This is a genomic window from Alteromonas sp. a30, from assembly GCF_026788005.1.
Lineage (GTDB): Bacteria > Pseudomonadota > Gammaproteobacteria > Enterobacterales > Alteromonadaceae > Paraneptunicella.
The window spans coordinates 456,684-476,174 of sequence record NZ_JABEPE010000001.1; the positions used below are offsets into that span (position 1 = coordinate 456,684).

General features: G+C 43.8%; 17 protein-coding genes. 14 read left to right on the forward strand and 3 right to left on the reverse strand.

Translation table 11 applies throughout. The features are described 5' to 3' along the window. Positions 1–152: 152 nt before the first annotated feature. Positions 153–944, reverse strand: coding sequence for a 3-deoxy-D-manno-octulosonic acid kinase (locus HJG39_RS01895; protein WP_268406142.1), 792 nt, complete (start codon positions 942–944; stop codon positions 153–155). Between the two features lie 117 nt (positions 945–1,061). Here HJG39_RS01895 and HJG39_RS01900 point away from each other — a divergent pair, with 117 nt between their 5' ends. The 4 genes from HJG39_RS01900 to HJG39_RS01915 all read left to right on the forward strand — a co-directional run bounded on the left by HJG39_RS01900 (position 1,062) and on the right by HJG39_RS01915 (position 5,239). After that, positions 1,062–2,111, forward strand: coding sequence for a glycosyltransferase family 9 protein (locus HJG39_RS01900; RefSeq protein WP_268406144.1), 1,050 nt, complete (start codon positions 1,062–1,064; stop codon positions 2,109–2,111). A gap of 281 nt (positions 2,112–2,392) precedes the next feature. Then, complete coding sequence (locus HJG39_RS01905; RefSeq protein WP_268406146.1) at positions 2,393–3,448, forward strand: M35 family metallo-endopeptidase; 1,056 nt, start codon at positions 2,393–2,395, stop codon at positions 3,446–3,448. A gap of 19 nt (positions 3,449–3,467) precedes the next feature. Continuing rightward, entirely contained in the window at positions 3,468–3,959 is a 492-nt protein-coding gene (locus HJG39_RS01910) for a hypothetical protein (RefSeq protein ID WP_268406148.1), read from the forward strand. A gap of 95 nt (positions 3,960–4,054) precedes the next feature. Continuing rightward, positions 4,055–5,239, forward strand: coding sequence for a serine hydrolase domain-containing protein (locus HJG39_RS01915; protein ID WP_268406150.1), 1,185 nt, complete (start codon positions 4,055–4,057; stop codon positions 5,237–5,239). Between the two features lie 43 nt (positions 5,240–5,282). Here HJG39_RS01915 and HJG39_RS01920 read toward each other — a convergent pair whose 3' ends face one another. Then, positions 5,283–6,464, reverse strand: a complete 1,182-nt coding sequence (locus HJG39_RS01920) for a thiolase family protein (protein ID WP_268406151.1) — start codon at positions 6,462–6,464, stop codon at positions 5,283–5,285. A 223-nt stretch (positions 6,465–6,687) separates the two neighbouring features. Here HJG39_RS01920 and HJG39_RS01925 point away from each other — a divergent pair, with 223 nt between their 5' ends. The 9 genes from HJG39_RS01925 (at position 6,688) to HJG39_RS01965 (ending at position 18,289) form a co-directional block, all read left to right on the forward strand. Then, complete coding sequence (locus tag HJG39_RS01925; RefSeq protein ID WP_268406153.1) at positions 6,688–7,083, forward strand: MerR family transcriptional regulator; 396 nt, start codon at positions 6,688–6,690, stop codon at positions 7,081–7,083. Beyond that, positions 7,080–8,249, forward strand: a complete 1,170-nt coding sequence (locus HJG39_RS01930) for an isovaleryl-CoA dehydrogenase (protein WP_268406155.1) — start codon at positions 7,080–7,082, stop codon at positions 8,247–8,249. The genes HJG39_RS01925 and HJG39_RS01930 overlap by 4 nt, the downstream gene beginning before the upstream one ends. 609 nt (positions 8,250–8,858) lie before the next feature. Further along, positions 8,859–10,466, forward strand: coding sequence for a carboxyl transferase domain-containing protein (locus tag HJG39_RS01935; RefSeq protein ID WP_268406157.1), 1,608 nt, complete (start codon positions 8,859–8,861; stop codon positions 10,464–10,466). A gap of 9 nt (positions 10,467–10,475) precedes the next feature. After that, positions 10,476–11,264, forward strand: coding sequence for an enoyl-CoA hydratase/isomerase family protein (locus tag HJG39_RS01940; RefSeq protein WP_268406160.1), 789 nt, complete (start codon positions 10,476–10,478; stop codon positions 11,262–11,264). Positions 11,265–11,266: 2 nt separating this feature from the next. After that, on the forward strand, positions 11,267–13,297 hold the full coding sequence (locus HJG39_RS01945; protein ID WP_268406163.1) for an acetyl/propionyl/methylcrotonyl-CoA carboxylase subunit alpha: 2,031 nt from the start codon (positions 11,267–11,269) through the stop codon (positions 13,295–13,297). 3 nt (positions 13,298–13,300) lie between these two features. Further along, entirely contained in the window at positions 13,301–14,230 is a 930-nt protein-coding gene (locus HJG39_RS01950; RefSeq protein ID WP_326849233.1) for a hydroxymethylglutaryl-CoA lyase, read from the forward strand. Positions 14,231–14,478: 248 nt separating this feature from the next. Further along, complete coding sequence (locus tag HJG39_RS01955; protein ID WP_268406165.1) at positions 14,479–15,678, forward strand: GAK system CofD-like protein; 1,200 nt, start codon at positions 14,479–14,481, stop codon at positions 15,676–15,678. Positions 15,679–15,725: 47 nt separating this feature from the next. Continuing rightward, positions 15,726–16,970, forward strand: coding sequence for a hypothetical protein (locus HJG39_RS01960; RefSeq protein WP_268406167.1), 1,245 nt, complete (start codon positions 15,726–15,728; stop codon positions 16,968–16,970). A gap of 95 nt (positions 16,971–17,065) precedes the next feature. Continuing rightward, positions 17,066–18,289, forward strand: a complete 1,224-nt coding sequence (locus HJG39_RS01965) for a GGDEF domain-containing protein (RefSeq protein WP_268406273.1) — start codon at positions 17,066–17,068, stop codon at positions 18,287–18,289. An 83-nt stretch (positions 18,290–18,372) separates the two neighbouring features. Here the strand turns inward: HJG39_RS01965 and HJG39_RS01970 are convergent, their stop codons facing one another. Then, on the reverse strand, positions 18,373–18,822 hold the full coding sequence (locus tag HJG39_RS01970) for a helix-turn-helix domain-containing protein (RefSeq protein WP_268406169.1): 450 nt from the start codon (positions 18,820–18,822) through the stop codon (positions 18,373–18,375). A gap of 273 nt (positions 18,823–19,095) precedes the next feature. Between HJG39_RS01970 and HJG39_RS01975 the strand changes: the two genes are divergently transcribed. After that, complete coding sequence (locus HJG39_RS01975) at positions 19,096–19,350, forward strand: helix-turn-helix transcriptional regulator (protein WP_268406171.1); 255 nt, start codon at positions 19,096–19,098, stop codon at positions 19,348–19,350. The last annotated feature ends 141 nt before the right edge of the window (positions 19,351–19,491 follow it).

Consider the following 19,491-nt stretch of genomic DNA (forward strand, 5'->3'; position numbering starts at 1 on the left):
AATACAATACCTTACCAAGCTATCGGCATAAATCATTTATTTTTTATTAGTAACGCGGTAAATATAAGGAAAATATGTTGGAGGGCAAAATAAAATAACATAAAGAACTTTGGCAACTCAGGATGAGTAACTTAATTGACAAATAATTACATTTATTGGCTTGTATATCCAGACAAAATAAGCTCAAAACTTTTAGCATCAATCTTTAAAGAAGGTGAAATGTCACTTTCCTTTAGAAAGGAACGACGCAATCGGGATAAATTTTCCTGTTTCCACTCTTCACCATTTCGAAACCCACATTTATCAAAGTCGATTAACCAAGGTGCGCCTGTGCTATCTAGCATAATATTTCGAATATTTAAGTCGTGGTGATATATGTTTTTATCGTGAAATGCGCGGATCATCGTACCAATATTACGCCACTGCTCGTCGGCCAAAGCTTGTTGACACAACACTTGATGTAAATCCTGTGCGCCCGTAATTCGCTCAGTGATTAAAAACGAACGAAATACAAAGTACGAGCGTGTTGTTAACGCTGCAACCGGTCGAGGCACAGGTAAACCAAGCTCTCGCATCTCCTGCAACAAGGTATACTCTTTCCAAGCACGGCTATCGCGATATCCTGCGTGAAAGAATTGGTCTTTTAACAGTTTGCGGATAAAGCCACCACGCAAATAACGCCTCAACACATATTCTTTGTCATTTAAACGAAAGAACCATGCCGTACCTCTTCCAGAAGCACTCCCTGTTAGCATATGATTGCGCTGCAAATAATCCGACGAAAAAAGATCAAAAGTGAAATTGGGAAAGTCGGTGGCGTTATAAAGTGCAAATTGATTGCCGCTTTGTATCTCCCGCAGGGCACTTTTTTCGGCAGAAATAGCGGAAGATGAGAGTGCTTCAGGTGCGGGGGAATGCTGCGAACTGTCAAATGTCTGTTTCATCAGATTGTAGTTTTCCGGCATAGTCGAACGTCAAAACTTAACGAATAACGCATTCAATGAAAATGGCTACGAAGTATATGCCTTTTTAAAAACCGATTCAGGTAAAAGAGTATTATAGTGAATCAAAACGCAAAATTATGCATTCTTCGACTCTCGGCCATCGGCGATGTATGTCACGCTGTGGCCTTGGTAAACCGCATTCAAACCACTCGCCCCGATATTCAGCTTACTTGGGTCATTGGCAAAGTTGAATACCAACTTGTTAAACACTTACCCAACATCCGATTTGTTATCTTCGACAAAAAACAGGGGAAAGCCGCCTTTAAGGCATTAGAAGCCGCGCTAGGCAATGAGCAGTTTGACGCGCTTTTTGTGATGCAAGTTGCCTTTAGAGCCAACTTAGTGTCACGCAAAATCAACGCTAAAAAAAGATATGGCTTTGATTGGCACCGCAGCAAAGAGTTGCACTGGTTATTCACCAACGCCCATGTTAGCGCTCATCCGCAATGCCATGTGTTAGATGGATTCATGGATTTTGCCGACGCTGCTGGCATTCCTCCTCTTGACCCTGTTACTTGGAATTTCCCTCTACCTGAAAAGGATGAAAGTTGGGTGGAGAATCAGCTTTCCCCACATTTGAACACTGGACAAAAGCTAGCCGTGATTAACCCCGCAGCCAGTAAGAAAGAGCGAAATTGGCTGAGCGAAAACTACGCAAAAATCGCTGATTACTTGACAGAAAAAGGTTGGCTGGTCGTGTTAAGTGGCGGCCCTGCGGAAATGGAAATCACACTAGCGGAGGAAATAGAAAAACAAGCGTCCCAGCCTTTAGTGAATTTCGTTGGGAAAACCAGCTTGCCACAATTAGCAGCCCTGCTAAAACGGTGTAATTTAGTCATCGCTCCGGATACTGGTCCTGCTCACATTGCCGCAATGATGGGTTGCCAAGTGGTTGGCTTATATGCACATAGCAACCCTCGCCGCACGGGTCCATACCATAACTTGCACAATGTTGTGTCAGTTTATGACGACGTCATTGCACAGCAAAAAGGCAAGCCTTGGATGCAGTTACCTTGGGGCACAAGGGCCAAAGGAAAAGAGCTCATGCAAAAAATCACATTAGACGCTGTGAAAGATAAGATTGATAATATCGTTAATTGCGATTGAGTAACTTTCCTTCCAAGCACCTTCATAAAAACGAAATTGAGCACTTGAAAACATTTTATTACAAATTGCTTTACGTACCCAACACCGGGTTTAAAAAGCACCATAAGGGGCGCGATTTTAGCCTCCTGTTAGGCAACCCCTTAATAACTATAAAAAAGACATATAATTCCACATATGGATAAATTTACCTACCATTTCACATTTATATAAAGAGCGTTTTACTTGCCTACATAAATAATTAATTCTAATAATTAGTCTCCTTAACTCGGAAGTGACTAAAAATGAAAACAATTAAATTAACAACTCTCGCAGCATCGCTACTCATCGCTAACGTAGCATTAGCAAAAGGTATTGAAGTCGACCTTAGCACCGCATCTCAAAGCATTACAGCTAAAGAAGACTTAACTATTAGCGTTACTTTTACCAACACGGAAAGCGAACCGCTTAAGCTGTTGAGTTGGTACATTCCAACGCAAGACACCAAGGAAGCCTTGTTCAAAGTGAAAAAGGACGGTTACAAGCAAATGTACTTTGGTGCACATGCTAAGCGCGCAGCACCTCAAAGTGAGGACTACATTGAGATTCAGCCGAATGAGAGTGTTTCTTACGAAGTAGAATTAACGGGTTTGTATGACTTAAGCGTAACGGGTAACTACAACATTCAATACGCAGTTAACTACGCATCATTGGTACAAGATAGCAACAATCAAACAATGAAAAGCCGCCTTGTTTCTAAGCCCGTTAACGTGTGGGTAGAAGGCCGTGGCGAAAGCTTCGATGACAGAACAGCGGCCAGCGATATTACCACGCAAATTCAGGGAATTAGTTACACTGGTAGCTGTTCAAACACAGAGAAAAACACGCTTTCTTCTGCTTTACAAGCAGCCAGCAGCATTGCCAACAACTCTGTTAGCTATTTAGGCAACGAATTTGGTAACCGTTATAATGCGCGTTACGATACATGGTTTGGCAATTATTCTAGCAGCCGCTGGAACACGGTTAGAAATAACTTCAACGCAATCAAAAATGCCATCGATACAAAAGGCATGACTTTCGATTGTAGCTGCAACCAAAGCTATTTCGCGTATGTTTACCCTTCACAACCTTATAAAGTGTACTTCTGTAACGCTTTTTGGAATGCGCCGTTAACAGGCACAGACTCAAAAGCAGGTACGATTATTCATGAGCTTAGCCACTTCAACATCGTTGCTGGCACGGACGACATTGCTTATGGTCAATCCGGTGCGAAGAGCCTTGCGAATAGTTCACCATACAGCGCTATTCAAAACGCAGACAGCCATGAATACTTCGCAGAAAACACACCTTACCAAAACTAAGGTCTGCTAAGTGTTCCGCTTGAATAAAAAGCTGAATACTCAGAAGCGCAAAGTGCTAAGCTTTGCGCTTTTCCTGTTTATCAGCAATGGCTGTGCAAACTCCATGACCCAAACACCTCCACTTGGCTGCAACATGCAATTAGTCACTGCATCTGCAAATGCCCTCAACATCGAATTCACCTTAACCAATAACACGGATAAGACACTTAAGGTTTTACCGTGGGGTACAGCGTGGGAAGGTTGGTTTAACCGTTTTTTGGACGTTTCTTTAAATAAGGAAAAAGTCGAATATCAAGGCCCTATGATGAAACGCGGCTCTCCCAATGTCGCTGACTTCAAAATACTCGCAACTAAAGCAAGCTGGAAGGCCACACTCAACTTGCGTGATGTGTATGCTATTAACTCGGGAGACTTAACCCTTCAATACAAAGGCGCTGTAACCTATGTCGAAAACGATATCAATGCACCTCAACTCGCCTTTTTAGATTGTGCCTTGAACATTCAAATTTAAGCGAAAAACAAATAAAATTTGGCGAAACCCATAAGTTATTTTAGAGTGCTTGTCCGTCTTTTAATGCAGCATCGAATAGCAAAAATGCAGGACTTATGAAAATACCAACTTTTCTGATTAGCCTATTTTTCTTAACCGCTTTATTCGCACAATCTCAAGAGTCCAATGCACTACAGACCTCCCCTCAAAACATCAAGCAATGGCAAACAGCGGTAGAAGCCAGTGCATTTTCGGGCTTAGTTTTGGTTGCACATAAAGGCGAAGCCTTATTTCAATACAAGTTCGGCTTAGCTAATCGAGAAGAAAACATTCCATTTTCTCAGGAAAGCATTTTCGACATTGGCTCCATTACCAAACAATTTACCGCAACCGCCATTATGCAGCTTTCCGAGGCAGGAAAACTGTCGGTGCAAGAGCCTATCACCCGATTCTTCAAAAATGTGCCTGTCGATAAACAAAACATCACTTTGCATCATTTGTTAACGCATAGTTCGGGTTTGCCTCAAGGCTTTGGTTTGTATCAAAAAGTGGATAAGCACGCCTTCTTGCAGGAAGTGATGTCGGCTGAGCTTATTGCAGCACCGGGAACGGAATATCACTACTCCAACGTAGGCTACAATTTGCTAGCCAGTATCATTGAAAGTGTCACAGGGCAAAATCAAGAAGAATATGTTTTAAAAAACATACTTTACCCAGCGGGTTTAAGCGAAACCGGCTATCAACTCGTTGAGCGTGAACCAGCTCGGCTGGTTATCAACTATGGTCGTGACCCGAATTGGTTGCAGCGTTTATTTATGCTCACCGCCGATAGCCAGTCGGTGGGACATTCGTTGCAGCATCATCATCGCGATCCCGGCCCTCGCTGGTACATTCATGGTGCCGGCGGATTTCTTTCAACCACTTACGATATGTTGCGCTGGTATCAAACCTTGCGCACTCGTCCCGAAAATATTTTACAAAAAGCGTCTTGGGACAAACTCTTCACACCTTACATTGCAGAGCAAAATAAAAACACAGAGAAGCTTACAAGCCACTACGGCTACGGTTGGTCAATTGATAGGGATGAGCACGGCAATGAGCGAATTTCCCACTCTGGTTCGAATGGCTATAACCTAAGTGAGTTTACTTATTACCCAACTTTGGATGTGTTTATTTTTAAAACCACCAATAATTGGGATGATTCACCCGAAGATCTGATCAAGCAATTTGATGCATTAATTTTGGAACAAATTCTGCCGGAGCAGAAAAAGAAAAAGCTGGCACAAAGCCAGCTTAATTAAACGCAAAGAGCTAAACAATAAGCTCTACAGGTGACTGTCAGAATTACAGTAATTCCACCGCCATTGCGGTGCCTTCACCACCACCAATACACAGTGATGCGACACCTTTTTTCACGTTACGTTGCTTAAGTGCATTCAACAGTGTTACCAAAATACGCGCACCCGAAGCGCCAATAGGATGACCCAATGCACAGGCACCGCCGTGAACGTTTACTTTCTCACGGTCAAGTTCAAGATGTTTAATTGCCATCATAGTCACCATGGCAAAGGCTTCGTTAATTTCAAACAAATCAACATCGTCTACCGTCCAGCCCGCTTTGCTTAATACTTTACGAATCGCTTCAACAGGAGCAACAGTGAAGTTTTCAGGTTCAATAGAGTTAGTTGCGTGCGCCACAATGCGCGCTAATGGCTGTAAACCCAGTTCTTTCGCTTTGGATTCTGTCATTACCAATAATGCTGCTGCGCCATCGGAAATAGCACTTGAGTTTGCGGCGGTTACTGTTCCATCTTTTGCAAAAGCAGGACGTAGTGTTGGAATTTTTTCAGGCATCGCTTTGCCCGGTAATTCATCAACAACCACTTCTACATCACCTTTACGGCCTTTTATCGTCACAGGCGTAATTTCATCGGTGAACAGGCCGTTTTCAATGGCCGCTTTCGCTCGTGTCAGCGTGTTCAAGGCATACTCATCCATTTTTTCACGAGTCATACCTTCACTGTCCGCAGTGTTCTGCGCGAAACAGCCCATCGCTTGACCGTCGTAAGCATTTTCTAGCCCATCAAACGCCATATGATCAAGCATTTGAGCATGACCAAAACGGTATCCACCACGCGCTTTTGGCAACAAATAAGGCGCATTGGTCATACTTTCCATACCACCGGCAACCACGACCTCCGCAGAACCCGCTTTCACTAAATCGTGGGCCATCATGGTGGCTTTCATACCAGAACCACACACTTTATTGATCGTGGTAACGCCCGCAGATAAAGGCAAACCCGCTTTTAATGATGCTTGACGTGCAGGTGACTGACCTAAACCAGCGGGTAGCACACACCCCATGATCACTTCATCAATTACATTTGCATCAATGCCCGCATCAGCAACTGTTGCTTTAATCGCCTCTGCACCTAAATCTGTTGCAGAAAGCGCAGACAACGATCCCATCATCGCGCCCATTGCTGTTCTTTTACCTGCAACAATAACAATATTCTCGTTACTCATGGGTGTTTGTCCTCATCTGAGTTATAAGCTAAAAAATGGTGTGTATCCTGTCTGTCCTGACTTTGCGTTTCAATAGTGCTTTCGTACACCTTGTCTAACGTACAAGATTTTGAACGCAGAAAATATCAACCCAAAGCGACTAAGTCATTTCAATATTGACGACTCGAGCAGCATACTTTACCTTTACGTAAACCAATAGTTACGTAAACGTAAAGTTAAGGCAATGACGGAAAGGATATATTCTATCGGGGAGCTGTCCAGAGAATTTGACATCACCCCAAGATCAATCCGCTTTTATGAGGAGCAAGGCTTACTTGCGCCTGAGCGAAATGGTCAAAACCGTGTCTATAAAAAGAAGGACCGTGTCAGGCTAAAACTAATATTACGAGGCAAACGCCTCGGGTTTTCCCTTTCCGAAGTCAAAACCCTATTTGAACTGTACGACGATAGTTCCAACTCGAAAGCGCAGTTGGAAGCAATGTTGCGCATGACGGAAGAAAAACGCGCCATTATGTTGCAACAAATGGACGATATTAAAATGTTAATGAGTGAACTTGATGATGTGGAATTCCGTTGTCGAGAAGAACTAGCTGAACTTGATGGAGGCTCAGAAGAATGAACGCACCCTACCCTACTTTAAACTTCGGCTTAGGCGAAGAAATCGACATGTTACGCGATCAAGTATATGCCTTTTCGCAAGGTGAGATTGCCCCACTTGCAGAAAAGACCGATGCCGAAAACTACTTCCCTAACGAACTCTGGTCAAAACTGGGCGAAATGGGGTTATTAGGCGTGACGGTCTCTGAAGAATATGGCGGCGTAGACATGGGTTATCTCGCGCACGTTGTGGCGATGGAAGAAGTCAGCCGCGCCTCTGCGGGCATTGGCCTAAGCTACGGTGCACACTCTAACTTATGCGTAAACCAAATCTTCAAAAATGGTTCAGCAGAGCAAAAAGCTAAGTATCTCCCCAAATTGGTTTCTGGTGAACATGTTGGCGCATTAGCCATGAGTGAACCAAACGCGGGTTCAGACGTAGTAAGCATGAAATTGCGCGCCGAGAAAAAGGGCGATCGTTACATACTAAACGGCAACAAAATGTGGATCACTAATGGTCCAGACGCTCACACTTATGTGATTTATGCCAAAACCGATGTTAATGCGGGCTCTCGTGGCATCACCGCCTTCATCGTTGAGCGCGACTTCCCAGGTTTTAGTCGTGCACAAAAGCTCGACAAACTAGGTATGCGTTCATCTAACACTTGTGAGTTGGTTTTCGACAACTGCGAAGTGCCAGAAGAAAACATTCTGGGTGAATTAGGCGGCGGTGTTCGCGTCCTTATGAGCGGCTTGGATTACGAACGTTTAGTGTTGTCAGGCGGCCCCTTAGGCATTATGCAGTCGTGTATGGATTTGGTTGTGCCTTACATCCATGACCGCAAACAATTTGGTCAATCCATTGGAGAATTCCAGCTAGTTCAAGGCAAGGTTGCTGACATGTACACGCAGATGAATGCGGCACGCGCTTATGTTTACACTGTTGCCAAAGCGTGTGACCGAGGTGAAACCACACGTAAAGATGCGGCTGCTGTGATCCTCTATTCTGCCGAGTTAGCGACCAAAATGGCACTTGATGCTATTCAGCTTTTAGGCGGCAATGGTTATATCAACGAATTCCCTGCGGGCCGTTTGCTGCGCGATGCGAAGCTGTATGAGATTGGCGCAGGCACCTCGGAAATTCGTCGTATGTTGATTGGCCGCGAATTGTTTAAAGAGTCTGAGTAATTTGAATAAACGCTGCTCATCTACAGACCGGTTTCAAACTATCAGTTACCTGTAGAGAATTAGGAGCAAGTCCTCAGCCGCAAGGACGCGGCCACAGAAGTTATATGAGCGCCTACATGGAGGTATTTACGGCGAGTTTGCGATAAGTCTCTATGGGGTGACTGACAATGAAACACCGTTGTTTAGGTTAACCAAATAAGCTAGCTAAGCTAACAAAATAGGTTAGCTAGATAAGCTAACAAATTAAGCTAGCGAACTAAGCTAACAAATTAAGCTAGCGAACTAAGCTAACAAAATAGGTTAGCTAGATAAGCTAACAAATTAAGCTAGCGAGCTAAGCTAACAAGTTAGGTTAACTAGATAAGCAGCGTGCTTGGTGATAGCTTGAACAAAAGATGAAAAACGAAAACACGCTACAAGTTCATCCATGAACGCTCGACCTCGGCATCCATGCCTCGGACGGTTTTCTTTCTTTTCATTTTTTCTTCTCTATCCCCTTTGCATTGCCAACTTAGATTTAGCCAAGCTAATTGCTAATCTCTTGAATTAATCTCTTGAGTTAGTTTCTTAAATTAGCCCCTTGAATAACCTGTTGCACTGGAGAGTCATGTGCCACAAATAAAAAGCAAAATTAACGACAAGTCTCAAGAATTTGCGGAAAACCAACAACATATGTTGGCGCAAGTTAACGACCTGCGCGATAAAATCGCTCAAATCAAACTCGGTGGCGGCGAGAAGTCCAATAAACGCCATACCGATCGCGGAAAACTACTTCCTCGCGAACGTATTAACGCCCTGCTTGATCCGGGTTCACCCTTCCTTGAGTTTTCACAACTCGCCGCATGGGAAGTGTATGAGGACTACGTACCTGCCGCCGGCATTATTTGCGGCATTGGGCGCGTTTCCGGTCAAGAATGCGTTATCGTTGCCAACGATGCCACGGTAAAAGGTGGTACATATTATCCGCTCACGGTTAAAAAGCATTTACGCGCGCAAACCATTGCAGAACAAAATAATCTGCCATGTATTTATTTAGTTGATTCAGGCGGCGCCAACTTACCGCGCCAAGACGATGTATTCCCTGATCGCGAACATTTCGGACGCATCTTCTTTAATCAGGCGAATTTGTCGGGTCAGAATATCCCACAAATCGCCGTGGTAATGGGCTCTTGTACGGCCGGAGGCGCTTATGTGCCGGCAATGGCAGACGAATCCATTATCGTAAAAAACCAAGGCACCATTTTTCTTGGTGGACCACCTTTAGTCAAAGCGGCAACCGGTGAAGTCGTCAGTGCCGAAGACTTGGGGGGCGGCGATGTACATTGCCGAACTTCTGGAGTGGTAGATCACCTTGCTAATAACGATCATCACGCGCTACAACTGGCTCGTGATGCTGTAGCAAGATTAAACCGCACTAAACAGCCCAGTATTGATATTCGTGCTCCTCAAGAACCGCTTTATGATCCGAAAAGCATTTACGGCGTGATCCCCAAAGATACCCGCAAACAATACGATGTACGAGAAGTTATCGCACGTATTGTCGACGGTTCCGAATTTGACGAATTTAAATCACTGTACGGGACAACGTTGGTGTGCGGTTTTGCCCGCATTATGGGTTATCCGGTCGGGATTGTGGCCAACAACGGCATACTCTTCTCCGAGTCAGCATTAAAAGGCGCACACTTCATTGAGCTTTGTGCCCAACGTAAAATTCCGTTGGTATTCTTGCAAAACATCACTGGTTTCATGGTGGGTAAACAATACGAATCCGGCGGCATTGCCAAAAACGGCGCGAAAATGGTCACAGCCGTTGCTTGTGCCAAAGTACCTAAGTTTACCGTGCTGATTGGCGGTAGTTTTGGTGCCGGTAACTACGGCATGTGTGGTCGCGCTTATGACCCACGCTTCATGTTTATGTGGCCTAACTCTCGCATCTCCGTAATGGGCGGTGAACAAGCTGCTGGCGTACTTGCCACGGTAAAACGCGACCAAAAAGAGCGCGCAGGTGAAGAATGGTCCACAGAAGAAGAACAGAGCTTTAAGCAGCCGATTATCGACACCTACGAAGAACAAGGTCATCCCTATTACGCTTCTGCGCGTTTATGGGACGATGGCGTTATCGACCCCGCCGACACGCGCCATGTATTAGGTTTAAGCTTATCCGCTGCGCTAAATAACCCCATTGAAGAAACACGCTTCGGCGTCTTCAGAATGTAGGAGTTCAACATGTCTGAATCTGTTTTATTCTCGGTTGATAATAGAGGCGTTGCCACCGTTACCCTAAACCGTCCAGAAAAGCACAATGCCTTTGACGATGCGTTAATTGCTGAGCTTTCTAGCACGTTTGATAAAGTGGCTGCGGATGACAGCATCCGTGTGATGATCTTGGCATCTGAAGGCAAAAGCTTTTGTGCCGGTGCCGACCTAAGCTGGATGCAGCGCATGGCAGAATACGGCTTCGAGGAAAACCTCGCCGATGCCAACGCCCTTGCAGACATGCTTTGGAAGCTTAACTTCATGCCAAAACCCACTATCGCGAGGGTGCAAGGTGCCGCATTTGGTGGTGCCGTTGGTTTGGTTGCTTGTTGCGACATGGCGATTGGTAGCAAGCTTAGCAAATTCTGCTTAAGTGAAGTGAAATTAGGCTTAGTCCCAGCCACCATCAGCCCTTATGTTATTGACGCTATTGGCGCGCGTTTGTCTCGCCGTTACTTCACCACCGCCGAAGTCTTTTCTTCACAGCAAGCCTACGAAATGGGTTTGTTAAGCGAGTCAGTAACCGAAGAAGAGCTAGATGGCAAAATTGAAGACCTCGTTGGCAAAATTTTGAAAAATGGCCCGGTGGCCGTAGGTGCTGCCAAACAACTGATTTTTGACGTGGCTAATCGCCCGATGGACAAAACCATCGCGCAAGAAACCAGCCAATGCATCGCCAACATTCGTGTCTCACAAGAAGGTCAGGAAGGTTTACATGCCTTCTTAGAAAAACGTGCCCCTAACTGGCAGAAGGACTAACCATGTTTAAAAAACTCTTAATCGCCAACCGTGGCGAAATTGCATGTCGCGTCATTCGTACTGCAAAGCAAATGGGAATTAGCACGGTAGCCGTATACTCAGACGCCGATGCTCACGCCCTACATGTTCAATCTGCCGATGAAGCTGTGCATATTGGCCCATCACCAGCAAAAGACAGCTATCTACAAGGCGAAAAAATTATCGAGATCGCCAAGGAGCTTGGTGTGGATGCGATTCATCCGGGTTACGGTTTCTTGTCTGAAAACGCTGATTTTTGCCGCTTGTGTGAACAAAACAACATTGAGTTTGTTGGCCCACCGGTTGGCGCTATTGAAGCCATGGGCAGCAAATCTGCGGCAAAACGCATTATGGAAGAGGCCAATGTACCATTAGTGCCGGGCTATCATGGCGACGACCAATCACCAGAAGTCATCAAAAAAGCCGCCGATGATATGGGCTACCCTGTGCTCTTAAAAGCGGCCGCGGGTGGCGGCGGCAAAGGGATGCGTCAGGTGTGGTCGGAATCAGAATTCGATGCAGCTCTGGCTGCCGCGAAGCGCGAATCCATGAATAGCTTCAGCGACGACCATATGTTAGTGGAGAAATATCTCACACAACCGCGTCACGTTGAAATTCAAGTGTTCTGCGACAAATCCGGCAACGGCGTGTACTTATTTGAACGCGATTGTTCTGTGCAACGTCGCCACCAAAAAGTCATTGAAGAAGCGCCTGCGCCGGGCATGACAGAGTCCTTGCGCCAGCAAATGGGTGAAGCCGCGTTAAAAGCTGCCAAAGCCATTGACTATGTAGGCGCAGGAACCGTGGAATTTTTATTAGATTCCGATGGTTCATTCTATTTCATGGAAATGAACACGCGTTTGCAGGTTGAACATCCCGTCACGGAACTTATTTCGGGCCAAGACTTGGTTGAATGGCAACTCCGCGTTGCCAACGGAGAGCCATTACCGAAACAACAAAGCGAACTGCGTATTAACGGTCATGCTTTTGAGGCCCGCGTTTATGCGGAAGACCCCAACAACGAGTTCTTACCAGCAACCGGCAATCTCACCTACTTGCAACCGCCACTGGAAAACCGCTATGTGCGGGTAGATACCGGTGTATTGCAAGGCGATGATGTATCGGTTTACTACGACCCAATGATTGCCAAACTGATTGTATGGGACGAAAGCCGCGACAAGGCGCTCGCTCGTTTAACCAAAGCCCTGAGCGAATATCGCATTAAAGGTTTGGTCAACAACATTCCGTTTTTGTACAACCTTGCGAAGTCTGCTCCCTTCCAAAATGCCGAATTAGACACGAGCTTTATCGAAAAACATAACGACATTTTGTTCGTTGAACACAGCGCCAATGTTGAGCAGTTTGTACCAATGATGGCCGTGGTGCTGTTAATGCAAAAACAAGCCGACCTGCGTGCTAGCAACCAGCGCGTTATTGCCGATAAAGACCCTTACTCACCTTGGGCAACCACCGATGCATGGCGCGCTAACGAAACCCATCAACAGCATGTTGCGCTTGATGTGGGTGGTGATGTTCATGAAGTGGAAGTTGAGCAAAAAGAAGCCAACAACCACACCCAAGAACATAGTTTTGTTGTGCATTATAACGGTCATACATCACACATCAGCGTAAAACGCCAAGGTGATGTGTTTAACTTCAACGCTAACGGCCATCGTCAAGCGATTACCATCGCCCAAGACGATACTGGCTTCTCGCTTTATGCTAGTAAAGTCGCGCTGCATTTTGCTGAGCATAAGCCGGACCTTGGCTTAACAGACGAAGATCACGGCGCTGCCGGTTTCACCGCCCCCATGAACGGTACGGTAGTGAAATTGCTAGCCGATGTTGGGGACACCGTTGAAAAAGGCCAAGCATTAATGATTATGGAAGCCATGAAAATGGAACACGTACTTAATGCGCCCGCCACCGGTAAAGTCACTGAGTTCTTCTACCAAGAAGGCGATTTAGTCGACGGTGGCGCTGAGCTTTTAGCTTTTGAAGCGAGCGAGGAATAAGCCATGAATCACACTTCAATGGCCTACCCCAAACGCGCTACCATTTTCGAAATGGGGCCAAGAGATGGCCTGCAAAACGAAAAAACATTGATCAAGATTGAAGACAAAATCGAGCTGGTAGCAGGTTTAGCAGAAGCGGGATTAGTAAAAATTGAAACGGGCTCATTTGTGTCGCCCAAATGGGTGCCGCAAATGGCGGACAGTGGTGAAATCTTCAAACGCATTGAGCGCAAAAGCGGTGTGCACTACACCGCCCTAACGCCAAACATGAAAGGTTTCGAAGCTGCACTTGCCGCCAAGGTTAGCGAAGTGGCGATTTTTGGTGCCGCCTCAGAAAGCTTCACGCAAAAAAACATAAACTGTTCCATTGCCGAAAGTATCGAGCGTTTCCAACCTATTATGGACGCAGCAAAAGCGCACAACATTCCCGTAAGAGGCTATGTATCTTGCGTGGTAGGCTGCCCTTATGAGGGTGATATTGCCCCAGAAAAAGTCGCCGAAGTGAGCCAAATCTTATTTGAGATGGGCTGCTACGAAATCTCATTAGGCGACACTATTGGCGTAGGAACACCGGTTAAAATTCAACAAATGTTGGATGCGGTCATTGCTAAAGTGCCAGTGGAGAAGCTTGCGGTTCACTTCCACGACACCTACGGCCAAGCACTTCCGAACATTCTTGTTGCCTTGCAAAATGGCATTAGTGTCATTGATAGTTCAGTAGCGGGGCTTGGTGGCTGCCCTTATGCCAAGGGCGCGTCTGGGAATGTGTCTACCGAAGATGTTGTATACATGCTGCATGGCATGGGCATTGAGACTGGCATCGACTTGGACAAACTAGTACAAGTAAGTGCCAAAATTATGGGGGCGTTACAACGTCAACCGCAATCGAAAGTATCGCTTGCGTATCTGGCCAAAAGCCAAACGACCGCATAAAAATAAACCAATCTTTAAATAGCGACTTGTTTTCAACACTGTCGCTATTTTTCCCTATATCTTAATTTTAAGTATTTTTTTATCCGAAAATAATTCTTTATTTCTTTTCGTACATTTTATTCCATTAGAAAACTTGAATAATTGGTCAACAACCGATATATGTTAGCTGTTTTAACAAGTCTATATGTTTTAAACACATATAGTAAAACTCGCCACTCAACAAAAGAAATAAAAAAGAATAAAACGTTTTGTCTCATTTATATTCAACTATTGATTCAACGAATCAAGCAAGCCAGCTTGATCAAGTTTGCGTTCCTCCTGAATATGGACCACAAGTTTTATTTTTTAGCGGCGGTTCGGCTCTGCATAAAACATGTCAGGCCCTCATTGAGCATACACACAATTCAATTCACTTACTAACGCCTTTCGATTCAGGTGGCAGCACAGCGGAATTACGCAAACATTTAAACATCCCGGCTTTGGGTGATTTACGCGCACGATTAATTGCGCTAGTTGATAAAAAAAGAGAGGATTATTGCGAAATTATTGCCCTCTTTTCACACCGATTTAGTTCGACTATTTCACAAAAAGATGCACTCAACGTTTTGCAAAACCTCATTATTGGTCATGTAAAAAATATCAGTAAAATTTCACAACCTTTAAGGGAAATAATTCAACACTATTTGCGTGTTTTTGTAAAAAGCATCAATAACGATTTTAATTTTAGTCGAGCCTCAATTGGTAATTTAATTTTGGCGGGTGGTTACTTAACATATAAGCAATTAGAGCCATGCTTGTTTGAGTTATCTGACAAAATGTCTATCCGAGGTAAAGTACGACTCACAGTAAATGAAAACTTTCATCTAGTGGCATCACTAGAAAACGGTGAAACCTTAATTGGTCAACATAAAATTACTGGAAAAGAGACCTCACCAATCCGCAGCCCTATTAGCTCAATCCACCTTTCAGCAGAGCTACACAACAACCATCCGGTGAATTGCTGTATATCCGATATAAACCGCAAGCTCATAGAAAATGCCGATTTGATTTGCTATCCACCCGGCAGTTTTTACAGCAGTATCGTTGCCAACTTCCTACCCTATGGCGTTTCTCAGGCTATTAATAATAACCTTAATGCAAAAATTTACATTCCAAACTTGGGGAAAGATCCTGAAAGTCTTGGGCTTTCTACTAATGATAACATTGAAAAAATTGTAAGATTTTTAGGGAAACACCTATCTGTAAATAAAGGATATGAAAACAAACCGAGTAATTTGCTAACTCATATATTAATTGACCATAATAAACAGTATTATAATGGTCCAGTTAATGAAACCAAATGGAGAAAACTCGGCATTCAGGTAATAAAGCGCGATTTAATCTCTGATAAATACGCCCCTTATTACGATCCCGAGAAACTGTCAAAAGCAGTCCTGTCACTTGGTTGATTTTAAGGTCAAAAAAAGAAACACTTTGCCACTATGGTGATTAAGTAATGTCAGTATTATTAAGAAACATTGGTGTACTAATCACTTGTGCTTCGTCATTCACTTTACCCGTTCAGGCGCAAACCCAAATAAAAGGTTTAATTCAAGGACAGTATGCACTTATTACGGATGATGAAAAAAGCTTTCTTTATGGTGGGAATGGTACTGGATTGTTTAAATTTGATGACGAACATGACTCACCAGAAATTAGTCAGGCATTAATCCAGTTTACAACCGGAATAACGTCAACATTAGAGGTAGAAGGTGTGCTTAATCACACCCGGATACCCAACACTTTCACTCAATTTAGCCAACTTAATCTACGTTATCGCCCACTTTGGTCGGCCCGATATCGATGGCAATTCCGTGCAGGTATGTTTTACCCACAATTTGGTTTCGAAAACCCTGATATAGGCTGGCAATCTCCTTTTAATTACACCAATTCAGCTATTAGTAGTTGGATTGGCGAAGAATTACGAACCTTAGGTGGAGAGGCAAAATTAACCCTACCCGGTCGTGTTCGTCGAAGTCCTCATACCTTTGAATTAATTGGTTCCCTATATAAAAGCAATGACACAACAGGCACACTACTTAGCTGGCGAGGTTGGAGCTTCCACGATAAACAAGCGCTTTATAACGAAAAAATTAACTTTGCAGCGCTTCCTTCCCTTCAGCGAGAAAACTTTGTTCCCTTGCAAGCCTCGCGTGTTGAGCCATTTCGAGAAATCGATGGTAAATGGGGTGTGTATTTAGGCGCACACTGGAATTACAAACACCAGTCAAAATTGCGTTATTACTACTACAACAATCAAGCGGACGAAAATATTGTTGCTCGTGGTGGTCAGTATGCATGGCAAACCTTATTTCACAGTGTGTCTTGGCAATACCTAATCAACCGTAATTTACGATTTATCGCTCAGTTCATGGATGGCAATACCTCAATGGGCATCAACAAAGTCAATGTCGATTTTCGATCTTGGTATGGCTTACTCAGCCAGAAAATAGATACCCACAGGGTAAGTTTACGGTACGACTACTTCAAAACTGTCGATAAAGACCAGTATCCAAGCGACCAAAATGATAGTGATGGCTTCGCAATTACGGCTTCCTACAGGTATGATTGGACCCCCAATATCCAGCTAGGGTTAGAGTATATTTACACAGATCGCTTTCAAGCGAATCGGGTGCAATGGGGATGGGACCCCAATATTACTCAAGAACAACTGTTGGCGGTGGCACAATACCGTTTTTAAGTGAACACACATCAACAAAAACGAATACGTGTAAAGCCGGCATCAAAGCTGGCTTTTTCATTTTTGAAAGTCAAAAAGGATCCTGTTGCCGAGTGATGAAATTTTTGCCAACGTTAATCAACAACACTCTCTTGCCAATAATCGCGCTCACGTTTGGTTTTACCGTCGTTTCATTCTTTCAAGCAGAAACGCTTTTTTGGTTACAAGATAAAAGCTGGCTGCCTTACCCTTTACTGGTCGTTGCGGCCGTTATCGCATCTCAATTTAACCAAAGCCGCTATTTTTATGCTTGCTTACTCTGGTTACTACTTTTTGCAAGCCTCGATTCACCTTCTCTTCTAACGCAACCTTTCTCACCAAGCACATTGATGCTGGTACTTTCAGGTATTACAAGCCTGCTTGTCTGGCAAAAAGATAAAGGGTTAAGACTTTCTAGTCTCATCCTGACCAGCACTATGATAGTGATAGTTGCCGCTGCCATTGCTTGGATACTCAACTCAGCAATGTTGACCTCACTGCCTGCTTACCAGCTCAGAAGTAACGATTTCGCCGTTTTATTTCCCACTTTAGCGCAACACTTCTCTTTACTTGAATTCAGCCTATACGCGCTATTTTTCGGATTAGCCATGCTCCGAACCTTGATTACCCCGCAGCTTAACCACTCCCTATTGGCCGCATCAATGCTGTGTTTGTTTGTGGTGAACATGAACTTTTCATTGTCATTATTAGCCTTTGCCGCCAACCTTTTTGCTCTGATTGCTGTAACCGTCGTACTGTTAAATAGCCATAGAATGGCCTTTAAGGACGAATTGACCGGAATTGCATCGCGTCGAGCATTAATGCACTTTACGCAATCTTTATTTAACAATTACACGTTGGTTATGGCGGATGTGGACCATTTTAAATCCTTCAATGATAAACACGGGCATGATGTGGGAGACCAAGTGCTGCGTATGGTTGCCCAACAACTCAACCGCGTAAGCAAGGGCGGGAAAGCTTTTCGCTATGGTGGAGAAGAGTTCACTCTGGTTTTTCCGGGTAAAAAGCCAGAGCAAGTATTTGAAACCATCGATGCATTACGGGAAAGTATTGCCCAATACCCAATGACCATTCGTCAAGCGGATAGGCCAATTGCCAAGCCTAAAGCGAATTCACAAGATACTAAACCCAAAATCAATAAACAAACCGTCACTGTTACCATGAGTTTTGGCGTTGCTTTCAAAAACAAACAAATAAGTTTTGAAAAAGCATTAAAACAGGCTGACGAGGCTCTTTACAAAGCGAAAAAAGCAGGAAGAAATAACGTACAAGTTGCATAAGTACCAAATGGCAATATACGCTTCTGCTTACATCGCTTTATAGCGAATATATACGATTTTACGTACACCTGTAATGCACTTTGTTAAGCACATTCTACTTCTTTATCAACCTTTTTCTGAATCAAAGGTTCATTGTTTAGCTCTCTAAATAAGTGACGCCCAAGGCGTTCAATATTAGCCATTGTGGTCATTTCATTCGCACTAAAGAAGTCTAAACGAATTCCCGACAACACTTCTTCCTGGAACGCGCGAGCAAATGCATCCTCATCCATATTGATTGCCCTCGCTCGGCTACCAAATTGAATATCAGCAACTTTCTCAGTTTTGGGTTCTGTACCGTCAACCAGCCATTCAACCGTTACTCCTGTTCGCTGGTATATCTCATAACATGCTTTTAATGGCGGAGTTTTAGCAACTTTCCAGCCTTGTATAGTGCTTGGTTTAACGTTAAAAAATTTGCTTAGTTGATTATCATTTTCAACGCCACAGGCGCGATACATTCTTTTAAATATCGCCACAATATCAAAGTCCATAATTATTACCCTCTAGTGAAATAACAGACTTACGTTATACGTTTTTTCGTAAATTTGTGTTGACCATACAAATTTAATTATTTAGATTTACTTCCGCAATATATATGAACTTTGCTCAAATATCATTTGAACATAAGTGCAAATATTAAAACCTAGTTAACATTAAACCGAAAATATCTAGAAAATAATTCAACATAATTACATTGGTAAATTTTTTACATTAAAAATAATGATTATAAGTTATGTATAAAATTTTGAATTGGGGATACAACAATGAGATTTATTAAAGGAAATGATCTACGCTCTATGCGTCTAATCGCAGGTTTAACGACAGTAGAAATGGCGGAAGCTGCGGGAGTTAAAACACGAAAAACATATGAAAACTGGGAGAAAAACGTTGGTACGCCCAACGTCAATCAATTCATTGCGATGACCAAGGCATGCCACTTCCCACCAGCAGATGTTATTGTTCACTTTATGAGTAAAGAGCAAAACAATATGGCCTTGCTAATTGCACAAGGAAAATAATATTTTTTTCTACCATTGAGAGAGTGGCCGTTTGCGCTGTTTATAAGCAGTAACAGCGCGCGGTAGCAAAAAGCGTAAGGCAATTTTTAAATCTTTTATATCCTTAATTCATTTTGACGAACTTTCATATTTTAAAACTAT